General features: G+C 42.7%; 20 protein-coding genes. 7 read left to right on the top strand and 13 right to left on the bottom strand.

Annotation, left to right across the window (positions count from 1 at the left end; genetic code table 11):
* Window positions 1-61: 61 nt before the first annotated feature.
* The 3 genes from yihA to ACP69Y_RS04230 all read left to right on the top strand — a co-directional run bounded on the left by yihA (window position 62) and on the right by ACP69Y_RS04230 (window position 2,534).
* The gene (yihA, locus tag ACP69Y_RS04240; protein ID WP_425916469.1) at window positions 62-922 is read left to right on the top strand and encodes a ribosome biogenesis GTP-binding protein YihA/YsxC; all 861 of its coding nucleotides are present in this window, start codon (window positions 62-64) and stop codon (window positions 920-922) included.
* A 154-nt stretch (window positions 923-1,076) separates the two neighbouring features.
* A complete protein-coding gene (locus ACP69Y_RS04235) occupies window positions 1,077-2,021 on the top strand; it encodes a metal-dependent hydrolase (RefSeq protein WP_425916579.1) in 945 nt (314 codons plus the stop codon).
* Between the two features lie 93 nt (window positions 2,022-2,114).
* Window positions 2,115-2,534, top strand: coding sequence for a VOC family protein (locus ACP69Y_RS04230; protein WP_425916467.1), 420 nt, complete (start codon window positions 2,115-2,117; stop codon window positions 2,532-2,534).
* On the opposite strand, the gene ACP69Y_RS04225 is transcribed toward ACP69Y_RS04230, so the two are convergent.
* Together ACP69Y_RS04225 and ACP69Y_RS04220 are read right to left on the bottom strand one after the other, a co-directional pair.
* Complete coding sequence (locus ACP69Y_RS04225) at window positions 2,531-3,769, bottom strand: dicarboxylate/amino acid:cation symporter (RefSeq protein WP_425916465.1); 1,239 nt, start codon at window positions 3,767-3,769, stop codon at window positions 2,531-2,533. The genes ACP69Y_RS04230 and ACP69Y_RS04225 overlap by 4 nt on opposite strands.
* 378 nt (window positions 3,770-4,147) lie before the next feature.
* Complete coding sequence (locus tag ACP69Y_RS04220) at window positions 4,148-5,020, bottom strand: acyl-CoA thioesterase (protein WP_425916463.1); 873 nt, start codon at window positions 5,018-5,020, stop codon at window positions 4,148-4,150.
* Window positions 5,021-5,312: 292 nt separating this feature from the next.
* On the opposite strand from ACP69Y_RS04220, the gene plsB reads away from it, so the two are divergent.
* Complete coding sequence (gene plsB, locus ACP69Y_RS04215) at window positions 5,313-7,889, top strand: glycerol-3-phosphate 1-O-acyltransferase PlsB (protein WP_425916461.1); 2,577 nt, start codon at window positions 5,313-5,315, stop codon at window positions 7,887-7,889.
* Window positions 7,890-8,016: 127 nt separating this feature from the next.
* On the opposite strand, the gene ACP69Y_RS04210 is transcribed toward plsB, so the two are convergent.
* The gene (locus ACP69Y_RS04210) at window positions 8,017-8,823 is read right to left on the bottom strand and encodes an NAD-dependent epimerase/dehydratase family protein (RefSeq protein WP_425916459.1); all 807 of its coding nucleotides are present in this window, start codon (window positions 8,821-8,823) and stop codon (window positions 8,017-8,019) included.
* A 35-nt stretch (window positions 8,824-8,858) separates the two neighbouring features.
* On the opposite strand from ACP69Y_RS04210, the gene recG reads away from it, so the two are divergent.
* The gene (gene recG / locus ACP69Y_RS04205; RefSeq protein ID WP_425916457.1) at window positions 8,859-10,904 is read left to right on the top strand and encodes an ATP-dependent DNA helicase RecG; all 2,046 of its coding nucleotides are present in this window, start codon (window positions 8,859-8,861) and stop codon (window positions 10,902-10,904) included.
* A 320-nt stretch (window positions 10,905-11,224) separates the two neighbouring features.
* On the top strand, window positions 11,225-11,857 hold the full coding sequence (locus ACP69Y_RS04200) for a ComF family protein (RefSeq protein WP_425916455.1): 633 nt from the start codon (window positions 11,225-11,227) through the stop codon (window positions 11,855-11,857).
* A 56-nt stretch (window positions 11,858-11,913) separates the two neighbouring features.
* On the opposite strand, the gene ACP69Y_RS04195 is transcribed toward ACP69Y_RS04200, so the two are convergent.
* Window positions 11,914-12,321, bottom strand: coding sequence for an NUDIX hydrolase (locus tag ACP69Y_RS04195; protein ID WP_425916453.1), 408 nt, complete (start codon window positions 12,319-12,321; stop codon window positions 11,914-11,916).
* A 2-nt stretch (window positions 12,322-12,323) separates the two neighbouring features.
* A complete protein-coding gene (locus tag ACP69Y_RS04190; protein WP_425916451.1) occupies window positions 12,324-12,917 on the bottom strand; it encodes a TIGR00730 family Rossman fold protein in 594 nt (197 codons plus the stop codon).
* Window positions 12,918-13,066: 149 nt separating this feature from the next.
* Here ACP69Y_RS04190 and ACP69Y_RS04185 point away from each other — a divergent pair, with 149 nt between their 5' ends.
* Window positions 13,067-14,080, top strand: a complete 1,014-nt coding sequence (locus ACP69Y_RS04185; RefSeq protein WP_425916449.1) for a CorA family divalent cation transporter — start codon at window positions 13,067-13,069, stop codon at window positions 14,078-14,080.
* A gap of 114 nt (window positions 14,081-14,194) precedes the next feature.
* Here ACP69Y_RS04185 and ACP69Y_RS04180 read toward each other — a convergent pair whose 3' ends face one another.
* The 8 genes from ACP69Y_RS04180 to dxs all read right to left on the bottom strand — a co-directional run bounded on the left by ACP69Y_RS04180 (window position 14,195) and on the right by dxs (window position 23,124).
* The gene (locus tag ACP69Y_RS04180; protein WP_425916447.1) at window positions 14,195-14,485 is read right to left on the bottom strand and encodes an STAS domain-containing protein; all 291 of its coding nucleotides are present in this window, start codon (window positions 14,483-14,485) and stop codon (window positions 14,195-14,197) included.
* Between the two features lie 15 nt (window positions 14,486-14,500).
* The gene (locus tag ACP69Y_RS04175; RefSeq protein ID WP_425916445.1) at window positions 14,501-15,133 is read right to left on the bottom strand and encodes an MlaC/ttg2D family ABC transporter substrate-binding protein; all 633 of its coding nucleotides are present in this window, start codon (window positions 15,131-15,133) and stop codon (window positions 14,501-14,503) included.
* A gap of 18 nt (window positions 15,134-15,151) precedes the next feature.
* A complete protein-coding gene (locus ACP69Y_RS04170) occupies window positions 15,152-15,820 on the bottom strand; it encodes an outer membrane lipid asymmetry maintenance protein MlaD (protein WP_425916443.1) in 669 nt (222 codons plus the stop codon).
* Window positions 15,817-16,596 carry a lipid asymmetry maintenance ABC transporter permease subunit MlaE gene (gene mlaE / locus ACP69Y_RS04165; protein WP_425916441.1) on the bottom strand — a complete coding sequence of 260 codons (780 nt, stop codon included), beginning with the start codon at window positions 16,594-16,596 and terminating at the stop codon, window positions 15,817-15,819. Before mlaE ends, ACP69Y_RS04170 begins: the two co-directional genes overlap by 4 nt.
* Window positions 16,593-17,405: an ABC transporter ATP-binding protein gene (locus tag ACP69Y_RS04160; RefSeq protein WP_425916439.1), complete on the bottom strand. Its 813-nt coding sequence runs from the start codon at window positions 17,403-17,405 to the stop codon at window positions 16,593-16,595. The genes mlaE and ACP69Y_RS04160 overlap by 4 nt, the downstream gene beginning before the upstream one ends.
* A 390-nt stretch (window positions 17,406-17,795) precedes the next feature.
* Entirely contained in the window at window positions 17,796-19,724 is a 1,929-nt protein-coding gene (locus ACP69Y_RS04155) for a DEAD/DEAH box helicase (RefSeq protein ID WP_425916437.1), read from the bottom strand.
* 546 nt (window positions 19,725-20,270) lie between these two features.
* Window positions 20,271-21,101, bottom strand: a complete 831-nt coding sequence (locus ACP69Y_RS04150) for an inositol monophosphatase family protein (protein ID WP_425916435.1) — start codon at window positions 21,099-21,101, stop codon at window positions 20,271-20,273.
* A gap of 112 nt (window positions 21,102-21,213) precedes the next feature.
* Window positions 21,214-23,124 (bottom strand): 1-deoxy-D-xylulose-5-phosphate synthase, encoded by a 1,911-nt coding sequence (gene dxs / locus ACP69Y_RS04145; RefSeq protein ID WP_425916433.1) that lies wholly within the window; start codon window positions 23,122-23,124, stop codon window positions 21,214-21,216.
* Window positions 23,125-23,309: the final 185 nt, after the last annotated feature.

The following is a 23,309-nucleotide window of genomic DNA, read 5'->3' as shown; positions in this document are numbered from 1 at the left end:
CGCTTGCCTAGACGACTTCCTTTATAATGTTTCTTTGTAGATCATTTATTGAAGTTGAGTTATGCACCACAGCAGAGGAAAATCCAAAAACAGTAAGATAGCGAATGCGCCTAAGCAAAAGATCAGCTATGAGAAAAAAGTTGATTCTGTCATTACTGAATATTCTGTGCGTTCACTCAACTGGTTACGCCAAGCTGAATTCTTGATGAGTGCGCCAAAGCTCAACCTGTGTGTAGAAGATACAGGTTATGAGATTGCTTTTGCGGGCCGTTCAAATGCCGGTAAATCCAGTGCCATCAATGCCTTAACCAATCAAAAACAGTTGGCACGTGCATCGAAAAAGCCAGGTCGCACCCAAATGATCAACTTCTTTAGCTTGGGTAATCCGGATCAGCGTCTGGTCGATTTGCCGGGTTATGGTTATGCAGCTGTACCTGAAGCAATGAAACTGGTTTGGCAGAAAGAACTGGAAAATTATCTAATTCATCGTCAAAGCCTGCAAGGTTTGGTGTTGTTGATGGATATTCGCCATCCCCTGCAACACTTTGACGTGATGATGCTGGAATGGGCCTATTCACGTAAATTGTTTGTGCATGTATTATTGACCAAATCAGATAAATTGAACCGTGGTCCTGCCTCGAAAGCACTGCAAGAAGTGCAACAGCAATTGAGAAAAATGAAGCTTCAATTCTCGATTCAGCTGTTCTCATCCATGAACAAACAAGGTTTGGAAGAACTTGCCAGCGTGATGGCCGGTCGTCTGAACTTTACCCTGGAACAATCGACTGAATTCGATTTAGATAGCATTCCTGAAGCTGACGCCAACGATCTGGATGAACCAGTAGAATTTATGGATGCAGATGATGAGGCAGAGATCGAAATTGCCGACGATGTAACCGATGATAGTAGACAAGCTGATTAATACCAGTTGTCTGACAAAATTCATCATCTATTGAGATTTGAATGTCCTCTATTGCTAAGCACAATTGAGGGCATTTTTTTATCCTGCCCCCAAGTCGATGCAATCATGATCACGGACCAAATAACTTGATCACAGACAAAATAAGGACAGAATGATGAAGTTTTTATCCTTATTGAAAAAGTCTAAAACTGGATCTTTAATTGATTACCAAATCAAGCCGCGTAAAGTCAAATTTGAATGGCAACAGACCCCTGTTGACTGGATTCCCAATCATCCTTTTGTCAGTTATTTCGTCAATGAAATTAATATGATTTTACCTGCGGGTGAATTCTGGTTCTGCCGTTTATATAACAAAGTCTTGCTGCAAATTAGCGATGAAAAACTCAAACAGGATGTCAAAGCTTTTATCCGCCAGGAAGCCATGCATGCACAGGCACATGCCTCAGCGAATAAAGAATATCTCTCGGTGCGCAACATTGATGTAGAGCGCAATCTTAAGCTTATGGATTTTCTCTTCGGCAAGGTACTGGCAGACCGACCGCTCGGTTTAAATTTACCAAAATCATTCGAACATCAGTGGGATTTATTTCGTCTCGGTATTATTGCCACAGTTGAACATATGACCTGCGTACTGGGGAAATATGTCCTGTATAACCAATATTGGGAGCAACTTGGAGCCGATCCTGCCATGCTCGATCTGGTCAAATGGCACGGCGCAGAAGAAATAGAACACCGTACTGTGGCCTTTGATGTATATCGTCATCTTGGCGGTGGTTATATTGCACGCTACTATTTAAGTGTGGTGGTCATCGCGGGTGTACCGGGCTTATGGGTTGATGGTGCAGCCTATATCATGCAGCAGGATGAACGCTTTAAATCGATTCGACTTAAAGTATTTAAACCGTGGATTTGGCGTGAATGGTATCGCATTTCACAACAAGATAACCGTCTAATGCCTAATCCACTGTGGCTGGTTTCACAACAACTGGGATATTTAATGCCTTGGTACGATCCAGTGCATGAAGCTAAAACAGAAGATGCAATCGCCTATTTAGATCACTCCCCTGCAGCAAAACGAGTAGCACTGAAAGTCGCTTAAGGCAAGCACACAAATACCAAACAGTAGGGCTTTATGCCCTGCTTTTATTTGCACTACAATAAATCCAGATAAGAAAAAAGATCAGGATAAAAGATGAAACCCTATATTTCAGTCATCACGCTTGCCGTCAAGGATTTAGAGCAATCCCTTAAATTTTATTGTGAAGGTTTAGGCTTAAATAGCCAAGGTATTCTGGGTCAAGACTATGAATATGGTGCAGTCGCTTTTATAGAACTGCAATCAGATTTAAAACTCGCCTTATGGCCGCAACAGAGTATTCAGCATGATACGGGTCTAGAACTGAGTCCAATGTGCCCGACCCAAATGACCCTGGGACATAATGTCTTTAGTCCATTAGAGGTCGATCAAGTCATGGCACAAGCAGCATGTGCAGGTGCTCAAATTATTAAACCTGCACAAGCCACCTTTTACGGCGGATATGCAGGTTATTTTCAAGATCCCAATGGACATGTTTGGGAGGTCGTATGGAATCCATGCTGGGAAAATGATTAAGTTGGAATTTCCTCATCACGGGTGTGACGATCCACTACCACACTAATCATCATATCGCCTTGAACATTCACCACAGTCCGCACGGTATCCAGTAAACGGTCAATCGGCAATAAAATGGCAATGGCTTCCGCCGGCAAACCGACTGATTGCAATACCATAATCATGGTCACCATGCCGGCACTTGGAATACCCGGTGCACCGAGTGAGGCAATCATGGCTGTGACACAAACAATAAGCTGTTGTCCAATACTTAAATCCAGCCCCATCAAATTGGCAATAAATAAAGCCGCAGCCGCTTCATAAAGTGCTGTGCCATCCATATTCAGCTGTGTTCCCAACGGGATGACAAAACCGGCTGTTGCTGGACGCACACCCAAGTTTTCTTGGGCACACTTCATGGAAAGTGGCATAGTGGCCGAACTGGAACTGGTGGCAAACGCCGTAATCAGGGCTGTACGCGTGCCTTTAAAAAAGGTAATCGGATTCATCTTGCCGAAAATCCACAGTAGTAGCGGTAAAACCACGGCACCGTGAAAAATAGTGGTTCCGGTAACCACAGCAGCAAACTCCATCAGACGGTTCAGTACAGAAATATCTTCGGTTGAAATGAGTTTTGCCAATAGAGCAAAAATACCGATCGGGGCCAGTCGCATCACCCAGATGATCATGAACATCATCATGTCAAAAAACTGCTGGCTGACCTGACGTACAGTTTTGAAGCGTTCACCGCCATGTACCAAAGCTACCCCAAAAAATAAGGCAAACAACACTACGGCAAGGACATTGCCTTCAGAAAATGCTTTAAAGGGATTGATTAAGGTATTTTGAATAAAATTGGTAAAAAATGAGGTCGGCGTTAAGGTATCCGGAGTCTGATGAGTACTCATCGCATCTTGGAACATGGCGATGTCTACGCCCTTTCCAACATCAAACAAATGCGCAGAACTGATCCCGAGAATCAGGGCTAATGTGGTGGTGGTGACGCAGCAGGCCAAGGTAATTTTCCAGACTTTGCCTAATTGCCCACCCGATTGCAAGTTGGATACACCGACCACAATTGAACTAAAAATCAGGGGAATTAACAGCATCTTCAATAAGCCAATAAAAATACTGCTGGCAATTCCCAACCCATACAAACTGGCATCAAAAAATGCAGTGTCGGGATAAAGATTCATAATAAAACCGAAAGCCACGCCTAAAATTGCAGCAATCAAAATTTGGGTATTTAAGCTCATCTCTGCATGCTTTTATTGTTAAGTCTTGCAGGCACTATGCCATGCCCTATTTTTAGAATCGAGGAATTTTTTGTCACAAGTTCTGCATAAATAAGCAAAAGCAAGCGCTTCACTTTGTCTGAATCAGCAATCCCCCGAAGCATATATGGCATAAAATCTGCTTTTGAATTACAAGAAATTCACTAATAATTAAAAGAGTACCAATATGAAAAAAATAATTCTTATTACCACGTTCCTATTCAGCATAGGAACAGCTTTTGCTCATTCCGGTCATGGTTGTCATAAAGATGTATCGGAAGACATTCCGCACTGCCATTAAAATAACATCATAAAAAAACCGGACTTTATGCCCGGTTTTTTTAAAGCAGATATGATCTGTTACTGGGTTTCAATTTCGCGGATACGAATTAAACCTTCTTGGGTGGTACTACACACCAACTCGCCGTTTTGCCACATGCGACCGAAATTTAAGCCACGCGAACTTGCACTCACGGTTGCATCCATGTCGTATAGCATCCATTCATCGACACGAAATGGCTTATGGAAATACATGGCATGGTCAATACTGGCACATTGCAAACTTGGCGATAAATAACTTAAACCATGCGGACGAAGCGCTGTGGTCATTAAGGTAAAGTCTGAATAAAATGCGGCAATGGCTTGATGCAAAGAAATCTCGTCAATTTCTGGCGCGATTTTATCGTGTGTGCGTAAATAGTGCGCATAAGATGGCGCTTCAGGCTGCGGTTGAAATGGATTGCTTGGATCAATCGGACGGATATCAATATGGCGATCGCGCATAAAGCTGGCACGCACATTTTCCGGCACAAATTCTACTATCATTTTTTTCAGTTCAGCTTCTGATTTTAGCTGTTCTGGTGCCGGATATTCAGGTTCACTAATCTGGTAATTTAAACCGTCCTCTGGATGAGCAAAAGAAATCATCGCGGTAAAAATGGTACGACCATGTTGAATGGCACGGACTTGGCGACTGACAAAACTCTTGCCATCTCGCAAACGGTCGACTTGATACAGAATAGGTGCATTGACATCCCCTCCATACAAGAAATAAGCATGCAATGAATGTGCAGGACGATCAGTTGTATACGAAGCCGCGCGTAATGCCTGTCCTAACACCTGACCACCAAAAACACGTTTTCCGACCAAGTTTCGGCTTATCCCTCGGTAGACATTCTCTTCAATTTTTTCAAGGCTAAGTAATTCAACCAATTCTTGGGTTAACGCATTCATAAACGACCTATTTTGCTGGGGGATACCTGAAATGTAGGCGAAAAATTTAAATCAATCAGATAAACTATTGCAGCTATTTTGCCACAAATCCAGACAAAAACCCTAGAATTAGACTGACTGGTCTGTCAGATTGTTTATGGTGTATAGTGGCTAAAAATACGATTTTTAACGATAAATTTCACAATCAATATGCATTTTGTCAGAAAATGACATAATGTTTTAAATTATAATGATGCTAAACAATTTTCCCCTCAGAAAATCTGTGGTTCCGGTCATTTAAGTAGGAGTGTATATGTCCAAGAGTGGCTTTGGTCAAATGTATCGTCAGCTTTCCAGTAAGCTGCTTGACCTCGTGGTAACCCCACATGTTCTTGGTGAGGTTCCTACTGAACCGACAACTACAGAAGCAAATACAGCAGCAGAGCAACCGATTAAGCAAAAAATGATCTGCTATGTTCTACAAAATTACTCACGTAGCAATGCACTGATTGTCGATGGTGAAACACGACGTCTCAAACTTTCACCTGCCTTAGACCCATTAGTGGTTGGGAATCAGAAAGAAAAAGCATCGGTGTTGTTCTTGCAACATCACAATGAAAATAATTTACTCAATCCTCCACCGCATGCTTTTCCGCCACGCTTATTACGTTTACTTGATCTTTTAGATAATCATCCTGAAGTTGATATCGAGCTTATTCCTGTGACTGTGCTGTGGGGACGCTCACCTGATAAAGAAGATTCCTGGTTCAAACTGCTGTTTACTGATACTTGGGCCACCCCAGGTACAGTTAAACAATTGGTGAATATTGGTTTGCATGGTCGTCAGTCTTATTTGGAATTCCATCAAGGGCAATCCTTGCGCGCACTGGTCGAATTTGCCAAAAAGACTCATCCAAACTTGTCGCCTGCGACTTATATTCTCAATACCCTAAATAACTATCTAGATGGGCAGCGCGAAGTTGTGCTCGGTCCTGACCTGTCAGACCGTCGTAATGTGATGCATTCACTCATCAAATCCAAGGATGTGCAAGAAGCAATTCGCCGTGAAAGTATACGCAGCAAAGTCAGCATGATTGAATCGGAACGTCGTGCGATTGGTTATTTAAATGAAATTGTCTCTGATTATTCACATTCTGCGGTGCATTTTGCCGATATGGCACTGACCCGTTTATGGACGCAGCTGTATGACGGCGTAGAAGTCCATAATTTCAGTACCGTGCGTGAACTCGCCAAAGACTACGAGATCATCTATACCCCATGTCACCGTAGTCACATCGACTATTTATTACTGTCTTATGTGATTTATAAACGTGGCATGATGGTGCCGTACATCGCTGCAGGTGATAACCTGAATATGCCGTTTGTGGGTCAATTATTACGTGGGGGCGGTGCATTCTTTATTCGTCGCACCTTCCGTGGCAATGGCTTATATACCACTGTATTTAAAGAATACCTGTACAGCATTTTATCGCGTAACACCCCGCTGGAATATTTTATTGAAGGCGGCCGTTCACGTACCGGTCGTTTGCTGCCAGCGAAAACAGGCATGCTTGCGATGACCGTACATAGTCATTTGCGTGGCCGATCAAAACCGATCGTATTCTTGCCGACTTATATTGGCTATGAACGCCTGATGGAAGGCTCAACCTATGTCGGTGAAATGCAAGGCAAGCCGAAAGAATCTGAGTCGATTATTGGTATTTTAAAAACCTTGCGTAAAATCGAGCGCATTTTCGGTAAAGTGCATGTGAACTTTGGTGAACCGGTATTTTTAGATGACATGCTGAAAAAACACGGTGCAGATCAAATCAAGATTGAAAAGAATGATGACCCAGTTCCGCAAGAAGTGTCGGATGCAGTCAACGGTTCAGCGCATGCAATTTTAGAAAACATTAACCGTGCAGTAGTGATTAACCCGGTATCGCTGCTTTCTCTGATTCTACTGGCAACGCCAAAACATACCTTAGATGAAGAGATCTGCATTAAGCAGCTGGATGCATACCGCAATTTGGTTGCTGCCTTACCTTACGATGAACGCACCCAAGTCACACCGCTTTCAGGCAAAGAAATTATTGCCTACGGTCTAAAACTGAAGCTGATTAAACGCATCAAACACGTGTTGGGCGATATTATTGCGATTGAAGATAATCAAGCTGTATTACTGACCTACTTCCGCAATAACATTCTGCATGCCTTTGTATTGCCATCTTTAATTGCTGCCTTGGTTGAACATAACGGTTCGATTCATCGTGGTGACCTGATCAGTGTGATTCGCACGCTTTATCCATTCTTAAAAGCTGAATTATTCTTAAAATGGCAAGATGATGAACTGAAAGATCAAATCTGCGCTTATGTTGAAGCTTTAATTCATGCGAAATTGATCTCTGTAGATGCAGAAGGCAACCTGGAATCTCCAGCGCCAAACTCGGAAGATCATAATCAGCTTGTGGTTCTGGCTGCTCCTGTGATGCAAAGTCTTGAACGTTATTACATGACCTTAGCGCTGATCACACAACGTGGCTCAGGTAATATTTCGACCCGTCAGGTTGAAGAGCTGAGTCATCTCGTCGGTCAACGTTTGTCGGTACTTTATGAATTCAATTCCCCAGAATTCTTTGATAAAGCCTTATTCCAAAGCTTTATTAAAGTGCTGACTCAACAAGGTTACATTCGTAACAACGAAGACAACGCCATTGTATTTGATGAGAACTTCCAAAATGTGGCTCAGTACGCCAACCTGGTTCTGGATGATGTGACTTTGCAAATGCTGCAACACATTACCACCTTTAGCGATGAAGAGTTAAAAGAAGCATTAGATGCAGTTGCTGCTCAACAAGCGAAACGTCGTTTGAAGCGTAAAAAGAAATAGTTTTTCCTGATCCGTTCCCTCTCCTTTTAGGAAATAAGGAACTCGAAATATATTTCGATTCCGCAAGGGGGAGGGTTTAATTTTAATCCTCCCCTAACCCCTTCTTTAAAAAGGAGGGGGGACTTTCTTATATGTTTTCTAACATCTGCAAGTAATCTCTAAAACAATCTTCATGTTCCAACTCAAATCCTGTTTCAAGCATTCGTGTTGCATAAATCCTTTTTCCCGACTGTTCGCCATTTTCTAAAACCAGTTCAGGCAAATTCAGCTGTCGTTGAAACCATTGAATAATTTCATGCAAAGGTATCGGCTGATTATTGCTGACAATATACGAATTTTTTGGATGTTCCACGTGAATCAATTGCGTCAGGAATCGGGCTAAATCATCAATATGAATCCGGTTGCTATAGTGAACTTTAGGATAGCTTTTGTTGAGTTCAGCCAGCTTGATCATTCGGGCAATTGAAGTGCCATAAATTCCGGTCGGACGAATGATGATGCATTGATTTGGGAAAGCCTGCTGATACAGCTGCTCCATCTTTAAGAGTAATTGGCCCTGTTCATCACGGGGCTGCATAATTGAATCATCATCAATTCGCTCACCCTTATTTTCACCATACACACGGGTAGACGACACAACCACGATCTTTTGAATCGGATGATGTTTTAACGCTTGTATAATAGGTGCAACAGAATCAACATAGGCCTGCTGATACCCGTCTATAGTGCTTTGTGCAGGTGACAGCAAAACATAAACCCAATCGATGGCTGGAACATGCGCTAAATCTAGCTGATGAACATCCCGAATCAGATGCGTGGCAAAGTCATCCGTTTTCAGACTTCGGCTAATTGTGGTAATTTGGTGGCCTTGTTGAAATAATTGTTTAGCAACGCGCCGAGATGTTTTACCATAACCAATAAATAATATATGCATTAAACACCTGATTACATAACCTAAGTTGAGGGTAAATGGCTGCAGTCCATCAATTGCAAGGGGTAGGCAATGCCTCTGCTGCTTTACTGGAAAAACTGAATATTTTCAGCACAGATGATTTACTGTTTCATCTGCCACGTGATTATGAAGATCGTAGCACGATCATCCCCATGAACCAATTGATCGTGGGGCGCAGCTATTTGCTAGAAGGCGTGGTCAAAGGTGTGGATTTTCCACCGGGTAAGCGCAAATCTATGGCGGTGCTATTAGAGGATGATTTTGGCAAAGTCACTTTACGTTTTTACCATATTTATAAAGCCCTGACCGATCGAGCTAAACTAGGCAATCAACTGCGCATCTTTGGTGAAGTCCGGGTCGGTGCACGTGGTTTGGAAATGTATCATCCTGAAATCCAGCTGATTACCGAACATACTCCCTTACCCAAAACTGAACTCACCGCGATTTATCCTGCCACTGAAGGTTTAACCCAAGCCAAAATCCGTGACTATGTCAAACAGGCACTGAAACAGCATAGTGATGACCTGCCTGAATTATTGCCAGAAAAATTCACCAATGGTTATGCGCTGAAACAGGCACTGGAATATATTCATGAGCCACCGCTGAATGCCAATATGTTGCAACTGGCACAAGGCTCCCACCCTGCCCAGCAGCGCCTGATTTTTGAAGAACTGGTTGCGCATCAAATCAGTCTGCTTGCACGCCGTGCTTATATTCAGCAAATCGAAGCACCTTCTTTTTCACCAAGTAAAAATTTTGCCAAACAATTATTAGGCAGCTTGCCATTTAGCCTGACCGGTGCGCAAAAACGCGTATCCAAAGAAATTGTGCAGGATTTAAAACAAAATAAACCGATGCAGCGTTTAGTTCAGGGGGATGTCGGCGCAGGTAAAACCTTGGTCGCTGGCGTGGCAGCGTGTCATGCCTTAGAAGAAGGCTGGCAAGTGGCACTGATGGCACCAACTGAAATTTTGGCTGAACAGCATTATTTAAATTTTAAAAAATGGTTTGAACCACTTGGCTTAACCGTATCCTGGCTTTCAGGGAAACAGAAAGGTAAAGCGCGCGCAGCTGCAGAACAAGGCATCAAAGAAGGCACCGCCAATTTAGTGGTCGGTACCCATGCCCTATTTCAGGAAAATGTCGGATTTGCCAAACTTGGTTTGGTGATTATTGATGAACAGCATCGCTTTGGGGTCGATCAACGACTGGCACTGCGTAATAAAGGGGCCAATAACATGACTCCGCATCAGCTGGTGATGACTGCAACACCCATTCCACGTACGCTCGCAATGTCGGCTTATGGGGATTTGGATACTTCGGTGATTGATGAACTCCCCCCAGGTCGTACCCCGATTCAAACCGTGACCATTCCTTTAGACCGCCGTGAAGAAGTTTTAAACCGGATTACTACAAACTGTGCTGATGGTAAGCAAGCGTATTGGGTCTGTACCTTGGTAGAACAATCTGAAACTTTAGATGCCCAAGCGGCTGAAGCGACTTATCAGGAAATTAAAGAACGCTTTCCACATATCAATATTGGCTTGGTACACGGCAAAATGAAAGCCGATGAAAAGCAGTCGGTGATGCAACAATTTAAAGATAATCAGCTGCAACTCCTCATTGCCACGACAGTCATTGAAGTGGGTGTCGATGTGCCGAATGCCTCGATTATGGTGATTGAAAATGCAGAACGCTTGGGGCTTTCTCAGTTACATCAATTACGTGGGCGGGTTGGACGTGGCGCAACCGCCAGTTTCTGTGCCCTGCTTTATAAAAGTCCTTTATCGCAAAATGGTCAGGAACGCTTACGCATCTTACGCGAAAGTAATGACGGCTTTGTGATTGCAGAAAAGGATCTAGAAATTCGGGGTCCGGGTGAGCTACTTGGCACCAAACAAACCGGGGATATGGGTTTCCGGGTGGCCAAGTTAGAGCGTGATGACCATCTGCTGAATCAGGCGCATTATGTGGCACAACAAATTCTCAAAGATTATCCTGAAAATGCCAAAGCTTTACTCAAACGCTGGCTGCCTGAAGCTCCACGCTATGCATATGTGTAAAGCATAATTTTAAAAGCACATATTGGATAACAAGTACAGATAAGATGTTTAATCAAGTCGCAACTATCACGTGAGCGGCATGGATGCTGTAATTGAACTGTGATATATGGAAGTAACGATCCATTCAATAACGGTTTTTTTTGTTGCTTTTGATCTTTCAAAAAAAGAATTACCTAGGCAATGTTATAAAAATATTTTTCTAATCAGAAGGATAGTGCGTATTCTAAATTTCAAATGAGCGATGTAATACAAAATAAATTTTTCTTGAAGCCCAATAAAAACTATGCAAAATTAAGGCTAAATAAAAGAAGAATAAAAACATGCTTCAATTCATTAACCCATTACTTCACAAAGCAATCCAAAGCATTTCCCCCTGCGTACTTTGTGGAATAGACTTAACACACCATCATTCACTGTGCGAAGATTGCTGGCAACAATTGCCATGGTCTAAAAGTGCGGTTCAGCGTCAGGAAATGGATATTCAGGTAGCCTGCCATTATGACTATCCAATTGACAGGATTATTCAAAAATTTAAATACGAGCAGCAACTGCATTTTCAGAACTTGCTTGCAGGCGCATTATTGCAACTCTGCCTACCCAAAATTCAGGCTATTGTCCCGATGCCGATCTCAACTGAACGACTGGTAGAACGTGGTTACAACCAGTCTTTGGTCGTGGCTAAAATCATGTCCAAACAACTGGACATTCCTATATGGCAACCCGTCAGCCGCTTACAGCAACATTCACAAAAAGGCTTAAGCCGGCTAGAACGTCTTGATAATATTGAACAACAGTTCCAGATCAACACCACAGCAAAACTTTGTTATCGCCGTGTGCTTATTTTAGACGATGTCGTAACAACAGGCAGCTCTATTTATGCATTAAAACAAAAACTTGAAGAACTGGGTTGTCATAAAGTTTACGCAGCGTGTATCGCAAGTGCCGAAACTTAAACATTCCTCTCTTTTTGAAAGATAAGTAGAAATGTAAAACTTGCTTTAGCCACTATCTAAGCAATTGTGCTTTCGATTAAAAACTGCTTTACCCACGGCATTACAATTTCAGTCGTCAATGGTGCAAGTTTAGTGTTCTGATCATCTAAATCAACCCATTTCATCTCTGCAATTTCTGCATCAATTTTCGGTACATGATCCAAAGTCACCACATAGACATAACTCACCAATAAATGATCTGGCTCATTGGCTGTTGCCGTCTCAAAACGCCCGACAAATTGCTCAATCAATGCCTGACATCCAATTTCTTCCTGAATTTCGCGCAGCATGGTGTGTTCAGGTGGCTCATTCGGTTCCAACTTTCCACCGACCTGCATAAAACATGCAGTATTCTGCTTCCGAACCACTAAAAGCTGGTGCTGATCATTTAAAATAATGGCTGCAGCAACGGTAATCACTTTCATCTTTATCTCACCAATTCTTGCTGATCAACCATGCCCCATTTCGGTTGAGGTGCTTGAAAAGTATTAAATTGCTGTAAAATGTCTTCGATAGAATCTGAGGCAATAATACTGTCCGAAAAGCGTGAATGAGTAAAACCTTTTACGGTGGTCAACTGGATAAATTTCAGCAAATCATCATAAAAACCTGCCACATTTAAAAATGCACACGGCTTTAAATGAATACCCAACTGCGCCCAAGTCCACTGCTCAAAAATTTCTTCCAAAGTTCCTGCGCCACCCGGTAAAGCAATAAAAGCATCGGACAGTTCTGACATCTTGGTTTTGCGTTCATGCATATTTTTAACCACATGCAATTCAGTTAAATATGGATGTGCAAGCTCACGGTCGACCAATGCATTCGGAATCACACCAATGACTTTACCGCCTACCTGTAAGGCACTATCCGCAACAATACCCATCAAACCTGACCGACCACCACCATAGACCAGTGTTTTGCCTTGCCGGGCAATGGTTTGACCCATTTTCTGTGCAGTGTCCAGAAATATGGTATCTGTCCCCACAGCTGAACCACAAAAAATTGCGATTGATTTCGTCATTTTTTCACCATGTTTTTAAGATGTCATACTAATAAAGTAACTTTTCAGGAGATTTTTTAATAAAAAAGCGATTCAATCAGTGTTTTTATTCAATTCCTTGTCTAAAATACACGCATTGATTAACCTATACTGCGCAGGGAAAAGACAGCATGCTTGAAGCCTTTTACGCCACAGAGCGCGGTAGTTTGGAAGATGCCATTATTAATGGGGGCTTTGATCTTCACCCAGATTTGGTGTGGATTGATTTAATTGCACCCTCACAAGAAGAACAACAATGGGTCTTAGATGCCTATGAACAAAATTTACCCACGCTAAAATCATTAGAAGACATTTCCTCATCAGCACGATTTTACCGTGATGATGATGGTATTTTACATATCAGCACCTACTTTTTAACGAAAAATAAAAACTTTCAGGTCGATGGTGAAACGGATGACGATTCGAGTATTTTAGCCACCGTACAAACTGTTGCTTTTATTCTGCATAAACAACACCTGTTTACTTTACGTGGTGAAAAATTGGTCGCGTTTCGTGCCTTTCGCGCGCGCGCGCGTCGCAATGATTATGAAATTGACTATAAAGATCCCACCTGGGTGTTACTGGGTCTGCTTGAAGCCAAACTGGATGAGCTTGCGGATATTTTGGAAGATGTCCACAAAGACCTGGAAAAATATTCCACCGAAGTATTGAATAACCGTCATCGTGAACAAATACTCGATTTGGACGATATGATTACCCGTTTGGCACAATTAGAAGACATGCTTGGAAAAGCGCAATTATGTTTAATTGACTTGCGTCGTGTGCTGACTTTCTTGTCTCGCCCACGTGCTTTGGGTAGTCATATTTATGATGCTGATATTCGAGAGCTCAGTGAAGACGTGCGTTCTTTGGTAGAACATGATGCCTTCTTGTTCCAGAAAGTACGATTCTTACTCGATACCACCTCCGGATTCATTAACACCGAACAGAATGACACGATCCGTCGATTCTCAATCTTGCCAAGTATGCTTGCTCCACCGATGCTGGTTGCCAGTGTGTATGGCATGAATACCGATGTGCTGCCTTTTGCCAGAGGTACCACCAGCTTTATTATGGTCGGTATTATTTTGCTCGCTTTCTTGATTGGCCCGCTGGCCTATTTCCGCTGGAAGAAATGGATTTGAGCGAGCTTTAAAGCACTGCTTTTAAAGCGAAGCGCAACAAACGCTCCCGATTTGATAAATACCTATTTGCAGACAATAAAAAAGCACCTTAAGGTGCTTTTTTATTGTCCGTGTTCAGGCAATCAATTGCAGGTCGTTTTGCAAATGACAAGCTTGAATAATTTTTATCATTTTTTCAGGTACAGCTTTAAACTGTAGACCTTGAGCTTTTGGAGTTTGGCGCAACCAGCGTACTAAAACCGCCAAAGCCAAGGTACTACCATGCTCCAGCTTCGCCAAATTTACCACCACGGGAAACTGATTTTGAGATTGAATCAGTTTCAAACCCTGCTGGTAATAGCTTTCAGCATTCACATAATCTATTTTTCCAGAAACCTGTAATTCCTGATTAATGACTTCAATCACCGAACACCTACTCAGTTATTTTTTATTAACAGCTACTTCTGCATCTGGCTGGAAGTTTGCAATTGCTTTATCCAAGCTGCCACCATTAAGCTTTACTGTGGCTGCAAACTGGTTACGGAACTGCAAACCTAAATCAATGCCAGACACATTAATATTGCGAATTTTCCATTGATTGCCTTTATCCACCAATTGGAAAGATACAGGGATTTTTTCACCTTTGTTATTAAAGTCCATAGTCACAACAGGATTTTTACTGTTGGTCTCTTTGTATGGACGAAGGCTATACGATTGATTTGAGAATTTCGCAAATACACTACCGTAGTTTTCAATTAAAGTTTCACGGAAGTTACGTTCAAATTGAGCACGCTGAGCAGCAGTACTATATTGATTGGTCGCATATGTACCCATTACAATACGTGTAAATGATTGTGAGTCAATATATGGGTCAAGATTTTGACGTACAATCGCTTTCACTGCAGTCGGATTATTTTGCAATTTAGCATTATCCGCTTTTAAGCGTGAAATCAGGCCATCTGCAACTTTTTTAACAAAAGCAGGTGGAGCTTCTGCGGGTGCTGCAAATGCAGTAGTGGCCATCATTGTTGATAAAATACTAGCTGTAAGTGTACGTTTAACTAAAGTATTCACTAAAATTTCCTCTCCAAATTATTCAACAAATGATGCTTCTGCATCGGTTGATTCACCTGATGTTTTTGCATCTGCCGTTTTTTCTGATGATTTACCCGCACCACCAGTAATAAACTTACTAATTAAATCTTCAAGGTCCATGGTGCCTTGTGTATTGGCAATACTTTCTCCACGTTTCACGTAGTTCAAACCACCGCCCGGAACCACTTTCAAGTATTTTTCACCCAATAAACCATTGGTTGCAACCATAATATAAGCATCTTCATCAATACTGGTGATGGAGTTCATGTTATCAACAAGTTGTTTTTCCATTTCTTTTTGTTGTGCAGGCGCTGCTTCAGTATATTCTGTGCTATAGCGAAGTTCTTCTAAAGCATTGGCTTTAACCGTTTTAAGCTGCTCTTTATTAAATGAAGTCAGCTTACCATCGAGTTCAAAATGAACGGTAGCTAAACGCGATACTGGATCAAGGGTAATATCGGTGACACGACCAATCGTTACCCCACTCATAGTGACTTTGGCACGCGGTTTTAACCCATTCACATTGTCAAACTGCGCAGTCATATCATAAGCATCACGTAAATTGGTGCCCGATAATCCACTTACTTTCATGGCTAAGAAAAATAGCGCTACACCGAAGATAATGACAAAAATACCGACGGTCAGCTCACTTGTACGTGATTTCATTGAACCCCTCCAAACATGACCGCAGTCAACACGAAATCAAAACCTAATACACACAATGACGAATAAACCACTGTACGGGTTGTGGATGTTGCAATCCCTTCAGATGTCGGCTCACAGGCATAACCTTGATATACCGCAATCCAGGTACAAATCAGGGCAAAAACAATACTTTTGATAATGCCATTTACCACATCATGTCCAAACTGAACTGCATTTTGCATACCACTCCAGTAAGAACCTTCATCAACACCTAAAAAATCGACCCCGACCATTTTCCCGCCCAAGATACCAATGGCAGCAAAAATCACAGTCAGCATCGGCAAACTGACAACACCTGCCCACAAACGTGGTGAAACAATACGTTTTAGCGGATCAACACCGATCATTTCCATACTGGAAAGTTGCTCTGTGGCTTTCATTAGGCCAATTTCAGCGGTCAGTGCCGAACCGGCACGCCCTGCAAATAATAATGCAGCGACTACAGGTGCAAGTTCACGTAATAAAGTCAGGGATACCATCGTTCCGAGCATGGCTTCGGAACCGACATTCACCAAAATTGAATAGCCTTGCAGACCCAGTACCAAGCCAATAAACAGACCAGACACACCAATGATCAATAAAGACATGACCCCAATACGGTGCATTTGATAAATAAATAGCGTTACGCCCAGTCTGGTCGGCATGGAAAATAAAATTTGCAGCAACATCACCGTTGCTACGCCGATACCACGTACACGTTCAATAACGCGTCTACCTAATAAGGCAATGGCATTCATGAACGTACCTCATCACTTAAATAAGCTTGATGGCTAAATTGATAATCGACTGGACCTTCTATTGAACCAGTGAGAAATTGACGAACAAAAGGTGAAGCATGTTCTCTGAGTTCAGCAGGCGTTCCTTCTCCCTGAATCTTGCCTTCAGCCACCACATAAATATAGTCAGCAATCGATAATGTCTCAGCCACATCATGCGAGACAATAATGGTGGTTAAATCCAAAGCTTCACGGAGCGAACGAATTAAACGGCTCAAAACCCCCATCACAATCGGATCCTGACCTGCGAATGGTTCATCATACATAATCAGTTCTGGATCAAGTGCAATGGCACGAGCCAATGCGACACGACGGTTCATACCCCCCGACAGCTCGGACGGCATCAATTGTTCTGCACCGCGTAAACCCACCGACTCTAATTTTAATGCCACAATTTCAGCAATGAGGTGTTCAGGTAACTTGGTATGGGCACGAAGTGGAAATGCTACGTTTTCATAGGTGGTCATATCTGTAAACAGAGCCCCACTCTGGAAAAGCATGCCCATACGCGCCCGTGCAGCAAACAGGTCAGACCGCGACATTGTCGCAATATCTTTTCCATCCAACAGAACTTGTCCTTGATCTGGCACTAGCTGCCCGCCAATCAAACGAAGTAATGTGGTTTTACCTGTACCTGAAGGTCCCATAATGGCAGTGATTTGACCATGACGAATCGTTAAGCTGATATTGTCATAAATGATACGCTCCCCTCGTTTAAAGCTCAGATTTTTAATCTCAATCAGAGACCGAGAGGGTATTTGATTATTCATAGCTGAGCATTTTCCTACATTTTTTCAGCATGCATACTATAAAGGATTAAAATTTAAAATGTTACTTTTAGATAAAAGGTAACCAATCCAGTGAATTTTCTAATGAATATAATTGTAATTCTATTTTTTATAAAAAACCGGACACTGTGTTACGGAAAAAAGTGATAGATAAAATACACAATATTGTATAACAATAAAGTCAAACCAATATAAGGCATAATCACCTCTTGATTAAAATTCCAAATATAGTTGGCAGATTCATTGTTCATATTTAACGATTTTAAAACAAAACATGATTTAGTATACATTTTTATCCTAAAAGATCAAAGATTAATCCATAAAAAAACCGGTGTTTCCACCGGTTTTTTCTATCTAAATTTAACGATTAAATTAGTCGTTAAATTTACGACGTGGACGATCTTCGCCACCAAAAGCTGGACGTTCAGCACGTGGTTTATCATCAAAGCTACGACGTGGACGATCTTCGCCACCAAAAGTACGCTTAGGACGATCATCGCTGAATGAACGTTGTGGACGATCACCGAAACCGCCTTCACGACGTGGAGCCGGACGATCACCGAAATCACGACGTGGAGCTGGACGATCACCTTCACGAGCTGGTTTGTAATCTACACGATTACCACGGTTGTCATCATTCGAACGTGGTTTGTCACCAAACGAACGTTGTGGACGATCACCGAAACCACCTTCACGACGTGGAGCTGGACGATCACCAAAATCACGCTTAGGACGATCATCAAACGAACGTTGTGGACGATCACCAAAACCGCCTTCACGACGTGGAGCTGGACGATCACCGAAATCACGCTTAGGACGGTCATCAAAAGAACGTTGTGGACGATCACCGAAATCACGCTTAGGACGGTCATCGAAAGAACGTTGTGGACGATCACCAAAACCGCCTTCACGACGTGGAGCTGGACGATCACCGAAATCACGCTTAGGACGATCATCGCCATAAGAAGGACGTTCACCACGTGGTTTGTCATCAAAGCTACGTTGTGGACGATCACCGCCACGACCGCCGCCGAAACTACGACCGCCGCCATCGCGACCACGACCACCGCCGAAACCGCCACGACCGCCATCACGACCACGACCGCCGCCATCACGAGCACCGCGAGCAGGAGGTGGAGATGGCTCAAGACCTTCAATTTCAGACACGCTTAAACGTGCATCCAGGAAGTCTTCAAGCGCACGGATTTTACCGCGTTCACGGTAAGTCGCTAAAGTAATTGCATTACCTGTACGACCGGCACGACCTGTACGACCGATACGGTGTACATAGTCTTCATTTTTCATCGGTAAACCGAAGTTAATTACGTGTGAAATTGTTGGTACGTCAAGACCACGAGCCGCTACATCTGTAGCAACTAGGATTTTTGCACGACCTTCACGGATGCTGCGTAAACGACGGTTACGAACAGTCTGTGGCATAGCACCATGAAGTGCGACAACTGATAGACCTGCTTCAGCAAGTTCTTCAGCCAACATGTCTGTATCTTCTTGAGTGCTTGCAAACACAACTGCTTGATCTACTGATTCATCAGATAACCAGTGAGTAAGCAATTTTTTCTTGTGTTCAAAACCATCAGTCCAATGCAATGTTTGAGTGATGTCAGTATTTGTAGAGTGACCAGTTTCGATCGCAATACGCATAGGATCATTCATCATGCGTTCAGCAAGCGTAACGATACGCGGTGCAAAAGTCGCAGAGAACATCAAAGTTTGTTTACGGTTAGCCGCTAAATCGCCAATCGCTTCTAGGTCTTCAGAGAAACCTAAGTCAAGCATACGGTCAGCTTCGTCGACGATTAATGCATCAACCATGTCAAGTTTAATTTGACGACGGTTTACAAGATCAAGTAAACGACCTGGAGTCGCAACAACAACTTGTGCGCCTTTTAATTGTTGAATTTGTTTACCGAAAGGCATACCACCCATGATCGCAGCAACACGAACACCTTTCATATGACGTACTAATGCAATCGCATCTTGACATACTTGTTGTGCTAATTCACGAGTAGGAGAAATCACAAGAATATTCGGTTGAGTAACCGCTTTCATGCGGTCTTTAAACGATACTAAAGTATCTTGGTTCGCTAGCGCATTTAGGGTAGGAAGCAAGAATGCAGCAGTTTTACCAGAACCTGTTTGGCTTGATACAAGAAGGTCTTTACCTTCAAGTGCAGCTGGAATGGCTTGTTCTTGTACAGGAGTTGGCGTAGTAAAGCCTAAACCTTCGATCGCTTGTGTTAAAGACTCATCGAGGGAAAAATCAGCAAAAGTTTTGCTCATAGAGAGTGTTCACCCTGAAGTGGGTGCTCCATTTAAAAATTACAATATGGACATCGGCAAAAAGCGGCACAGCAAATAGAGCTGAAAAAATAAGGATTCAGCAGCGATCCGAATAACGACGATGTGGATATAACGCACGTATATGATTACGGCCGCAAACCTGAAGGAATCGCTTAAGCGATTGGGGCGCGAAGGATATGTCCTCTCTATGGACAGAACGCGCATACAATGATTAGAAGATAATGTTCAGGTAAAGAACGGAAATTTAAGTGCGTGGCAGCATAATAACAGAATCATTTTAAAAAGTAATCATTTTTTTCGATTAAATTATGCATAGATACTGTTTTTTTCAGTAACAGTCTATTTTACAACTCAATTTTGTTTATTTTTTAATCAAAAACCTCTAATTGGCTATACCGTTTTCTAACTTAATCACTTTAAAAGTATTTTAAATGAGCATTAAAGATAAAAATAAACTTTGACCAGCAATAAAAAAGCCCTCACTTGGAGAACTTTTCTTTGTCATATCACTCAATTAAATCGGTATCACTTTGCGGCTTCACCCCAAGCTGGAACAACAGCTTGCATTAGAGGTTTGAGCATTTTCATAGAGCAAGCAATGACTTGACCATTATCCATAGAATCGGCACCACCACGTGCATCCACTACAGTACCACCAGCTTCTTTTACGAGTAACTCGCCTGCAGCGATATCCCAAGGTTTCAAACCGAGTTCGAAATAACCATCAAGACGACCTGCAGCAACATAAGCCAAGTCTAACGCAGCAGAACCTGAACGGCGGAATTGTGCACCCGCTGCAGTCACGTTTAATAATGAATCAAAATGGTTTTTCGCATAAGAAACCACTTCACCGTTACGTTTATTACGGTAAGCATGGCCTACAGCCAGGAAGGTATTGTCCAGGCTGTCTTTAATATTTACGCGAATACGACGTTGGTTCATCATGGCACCGCGACCACGACTTGCAGAGAAAAGCTCATCTTTCACAGGGTCATAAATAACACCGTGTTGAGTTACGCCTTTATGTTGAACTGCAATTGAGATACAGAAATGCGGAAAACCGTTAATGAAGTTTAAAGTACCGTCCAAAGGATCGATCACCCAACACCAATCGGCGTCGTGACCTTTACCTTCTTGCATACCAAACTCTTCACCAAGGAAGCTGTGGTTTTTATAGCTTTTACGTAGAGTATCGATAGTCAACTGTTCCAAGTAACGGTCTACACGCGTTACCGGGCCATCAATCCCTTTTTCTTCGACTTGTAGATCGAGTTTATGACGATTTTGATGCGCTTTTAAAAGCTCTTGACCAACTAATTGAGCCGCACGCGCAGCCATAACCACCATAGGTTCCATTGAACACCCACTACAAATTTGAAGATACTGATAAAGAATAATGCATAAAAGCCCGCATATTTTAGCAAATATGCGGGCTTTTAGGGAAAAAATGTTGCTAAAATTTAATGAATCACGATGAAACGGTTTGTACAAGCTTTAGCCAAGCCAATTCAACTGATTTTTCAATGCCTTTTGCATCAAGCCCAGCCTGTTGCAACATTTGTGCATGTGAAGCTTGGTGCATGAAAATATCAGGTAAACCTAGATTCAAAGTCGGTTTAACAATTTGTGCTTGTGCCAGATATTCATTGACCGCACTACCCGCGCCTGCCATAACCGCATGTTCTTCAATCGTCACAAACAAGCTGGTGGTACTCGCAAGTGCTGTAATCATCTGTTCATCTAAAGGTTTAATAAAACGCATATTCACTACACGCACACCAACCTCATGCAATTGTGTCAATGATTGGGCTGCTTCAATTGCAGCAGTTACACGACTGCCAAAAGCAAGAATACTAATCTGTTCATCTTGCTGTTCATTAAAACTGGCCACAATTTCTGCTTTACCAATCTCTAAAGCAGTCAATTGTTGTTGAATTTCTACACCGATACCATTGCCACGCGGATAACGTACAGCTGCCGGACCATTATATTGATAAGCTGTATGCAACATTTGGCGACATTCATTTTCATCTTTAGGTGCCATGATCACCATATTCGGTACGGTACGCATAAAGGCATAATCGTAAGCACCGGCATGGGTGGGACCATCTTCACCGACCAAACCGGCACGGTCGATGCCAAAAGTGACATCTAAATTTTGTAAAGCGACATCATGCACCAGCTGATCATAACCCCGTTGCAGGAAGGTCGAGTAAATCGCCACTACAGGTTTTAAACCTTCACATGCCATACCGGCAGCCAAGGTGACTGCATGCTGTTCAGCGATCGCGACATCAAAGAAACGTTCAGGAAATTGCTTGGCAAACTTTACCATGCCTGAACCTTCACACATCGCAGGTGTAATCGCCAGCAAACGCTCATCCTGTGCAGCTTCATCACACAGCCATTGTCCAAAGACATCGGAATATTTTGGTGCTGTATTGCTTGAAGAGGCCGTATTTAATTTGCTGATGGCATGGTATTTAATCTGATCGGCTTCAGCAGGGACAAAGCCTTTACCTTTTTTGGTATAGACATGGATCAAACGCGGACCTTTACGTTTTTTTAGTGCATCAAAGACTTGTACCAGCTGATTGACATCATGTCCGTCGAAAGGACCGAAGTAATCAAAACCAATCGCTTTGAATAAGTTATCCGCAGCATCCGTAGCTGAACTGTGTAAACGTGAGTTATATAACCATTCAGGATGCGGCTGGACAAAAGCCTCTCCTGTTTCTGAAATATTGACTGATTGACCACTTTCCCAGATTGCCGCCAGATGCTTGGCAAAACCACCCGTACTGCATGAAATCGACATATCGTTGTCATTCAGCACCACGATTAAATCAGCATTATGGGCCACGGCATCATTCATGGCTTCAAAAGCCATTCCCGCAGTCATCGCGCCATCACCAATAATAGATACCACTTCACATGGGTCTTTTTGGTATCGACGTGCCAACGTCATCCCCAGTCCAGCAGAAATCGCTGTTGAGGAATGCCCCACTCCAAAGGTATCAAAAACTGACTCTTCACGGGTTGGGAAAGCCGCTAAACCGTCTTTAGCACGAATAGTGGTGAGTTGTTCACGGCGACCGGTTAAGGCTTTATGTGGGTAGGCCTGATGACCGACATCCCAAATTAAACGGTCATGTGGGGTATTGAAACAATAGTGCAAAGCCACCGTCAGTTCGATCACACCCAGATTGGCACCAAAATGCCCACCACTTTGTCCTGCTGCATACAAAATGTACTGACGTAACTCATCCGCCACTTTTTCTAATTGGCTGCGCTCGAGCAATCTTAATTGTTGCGGATGATCAATCGTATCTAGCAACGGTGTTACAGGGCGATGAGTCGGTATTTCTGTATACAACATAAATGGCAAAGCCTTCTAAAGCCTGGCAAATCCTAAGCTAGGTAAAATGGGTTATTCGAGCACAAGGGTCGAATTGTATCACCTTTAAATCAGCCACATTTCTAGCGATGCAGTTTAGAGGCAGATCTCTACACTGGGTGTTTGTTCATGAGCGAGATTATCCTGAATAATCTTACTATTTATCA

Origin of the sequence: Acinetobacter sp. TSRC1-2 (assembly GCF_049895885.1) — a bacterium.
Classification (GTDB): domain Bacteria; phylum Pseudomonadota; class Gammaproteobacteria; order Pseudomonadales; family Moraxellaceae; genus Acinetobacter.
The sequence above is the reverse complement of the archived record's forward strand: the minus strand, read 5'-3'. Positions and strand labels throughout refer to the sequence as shown.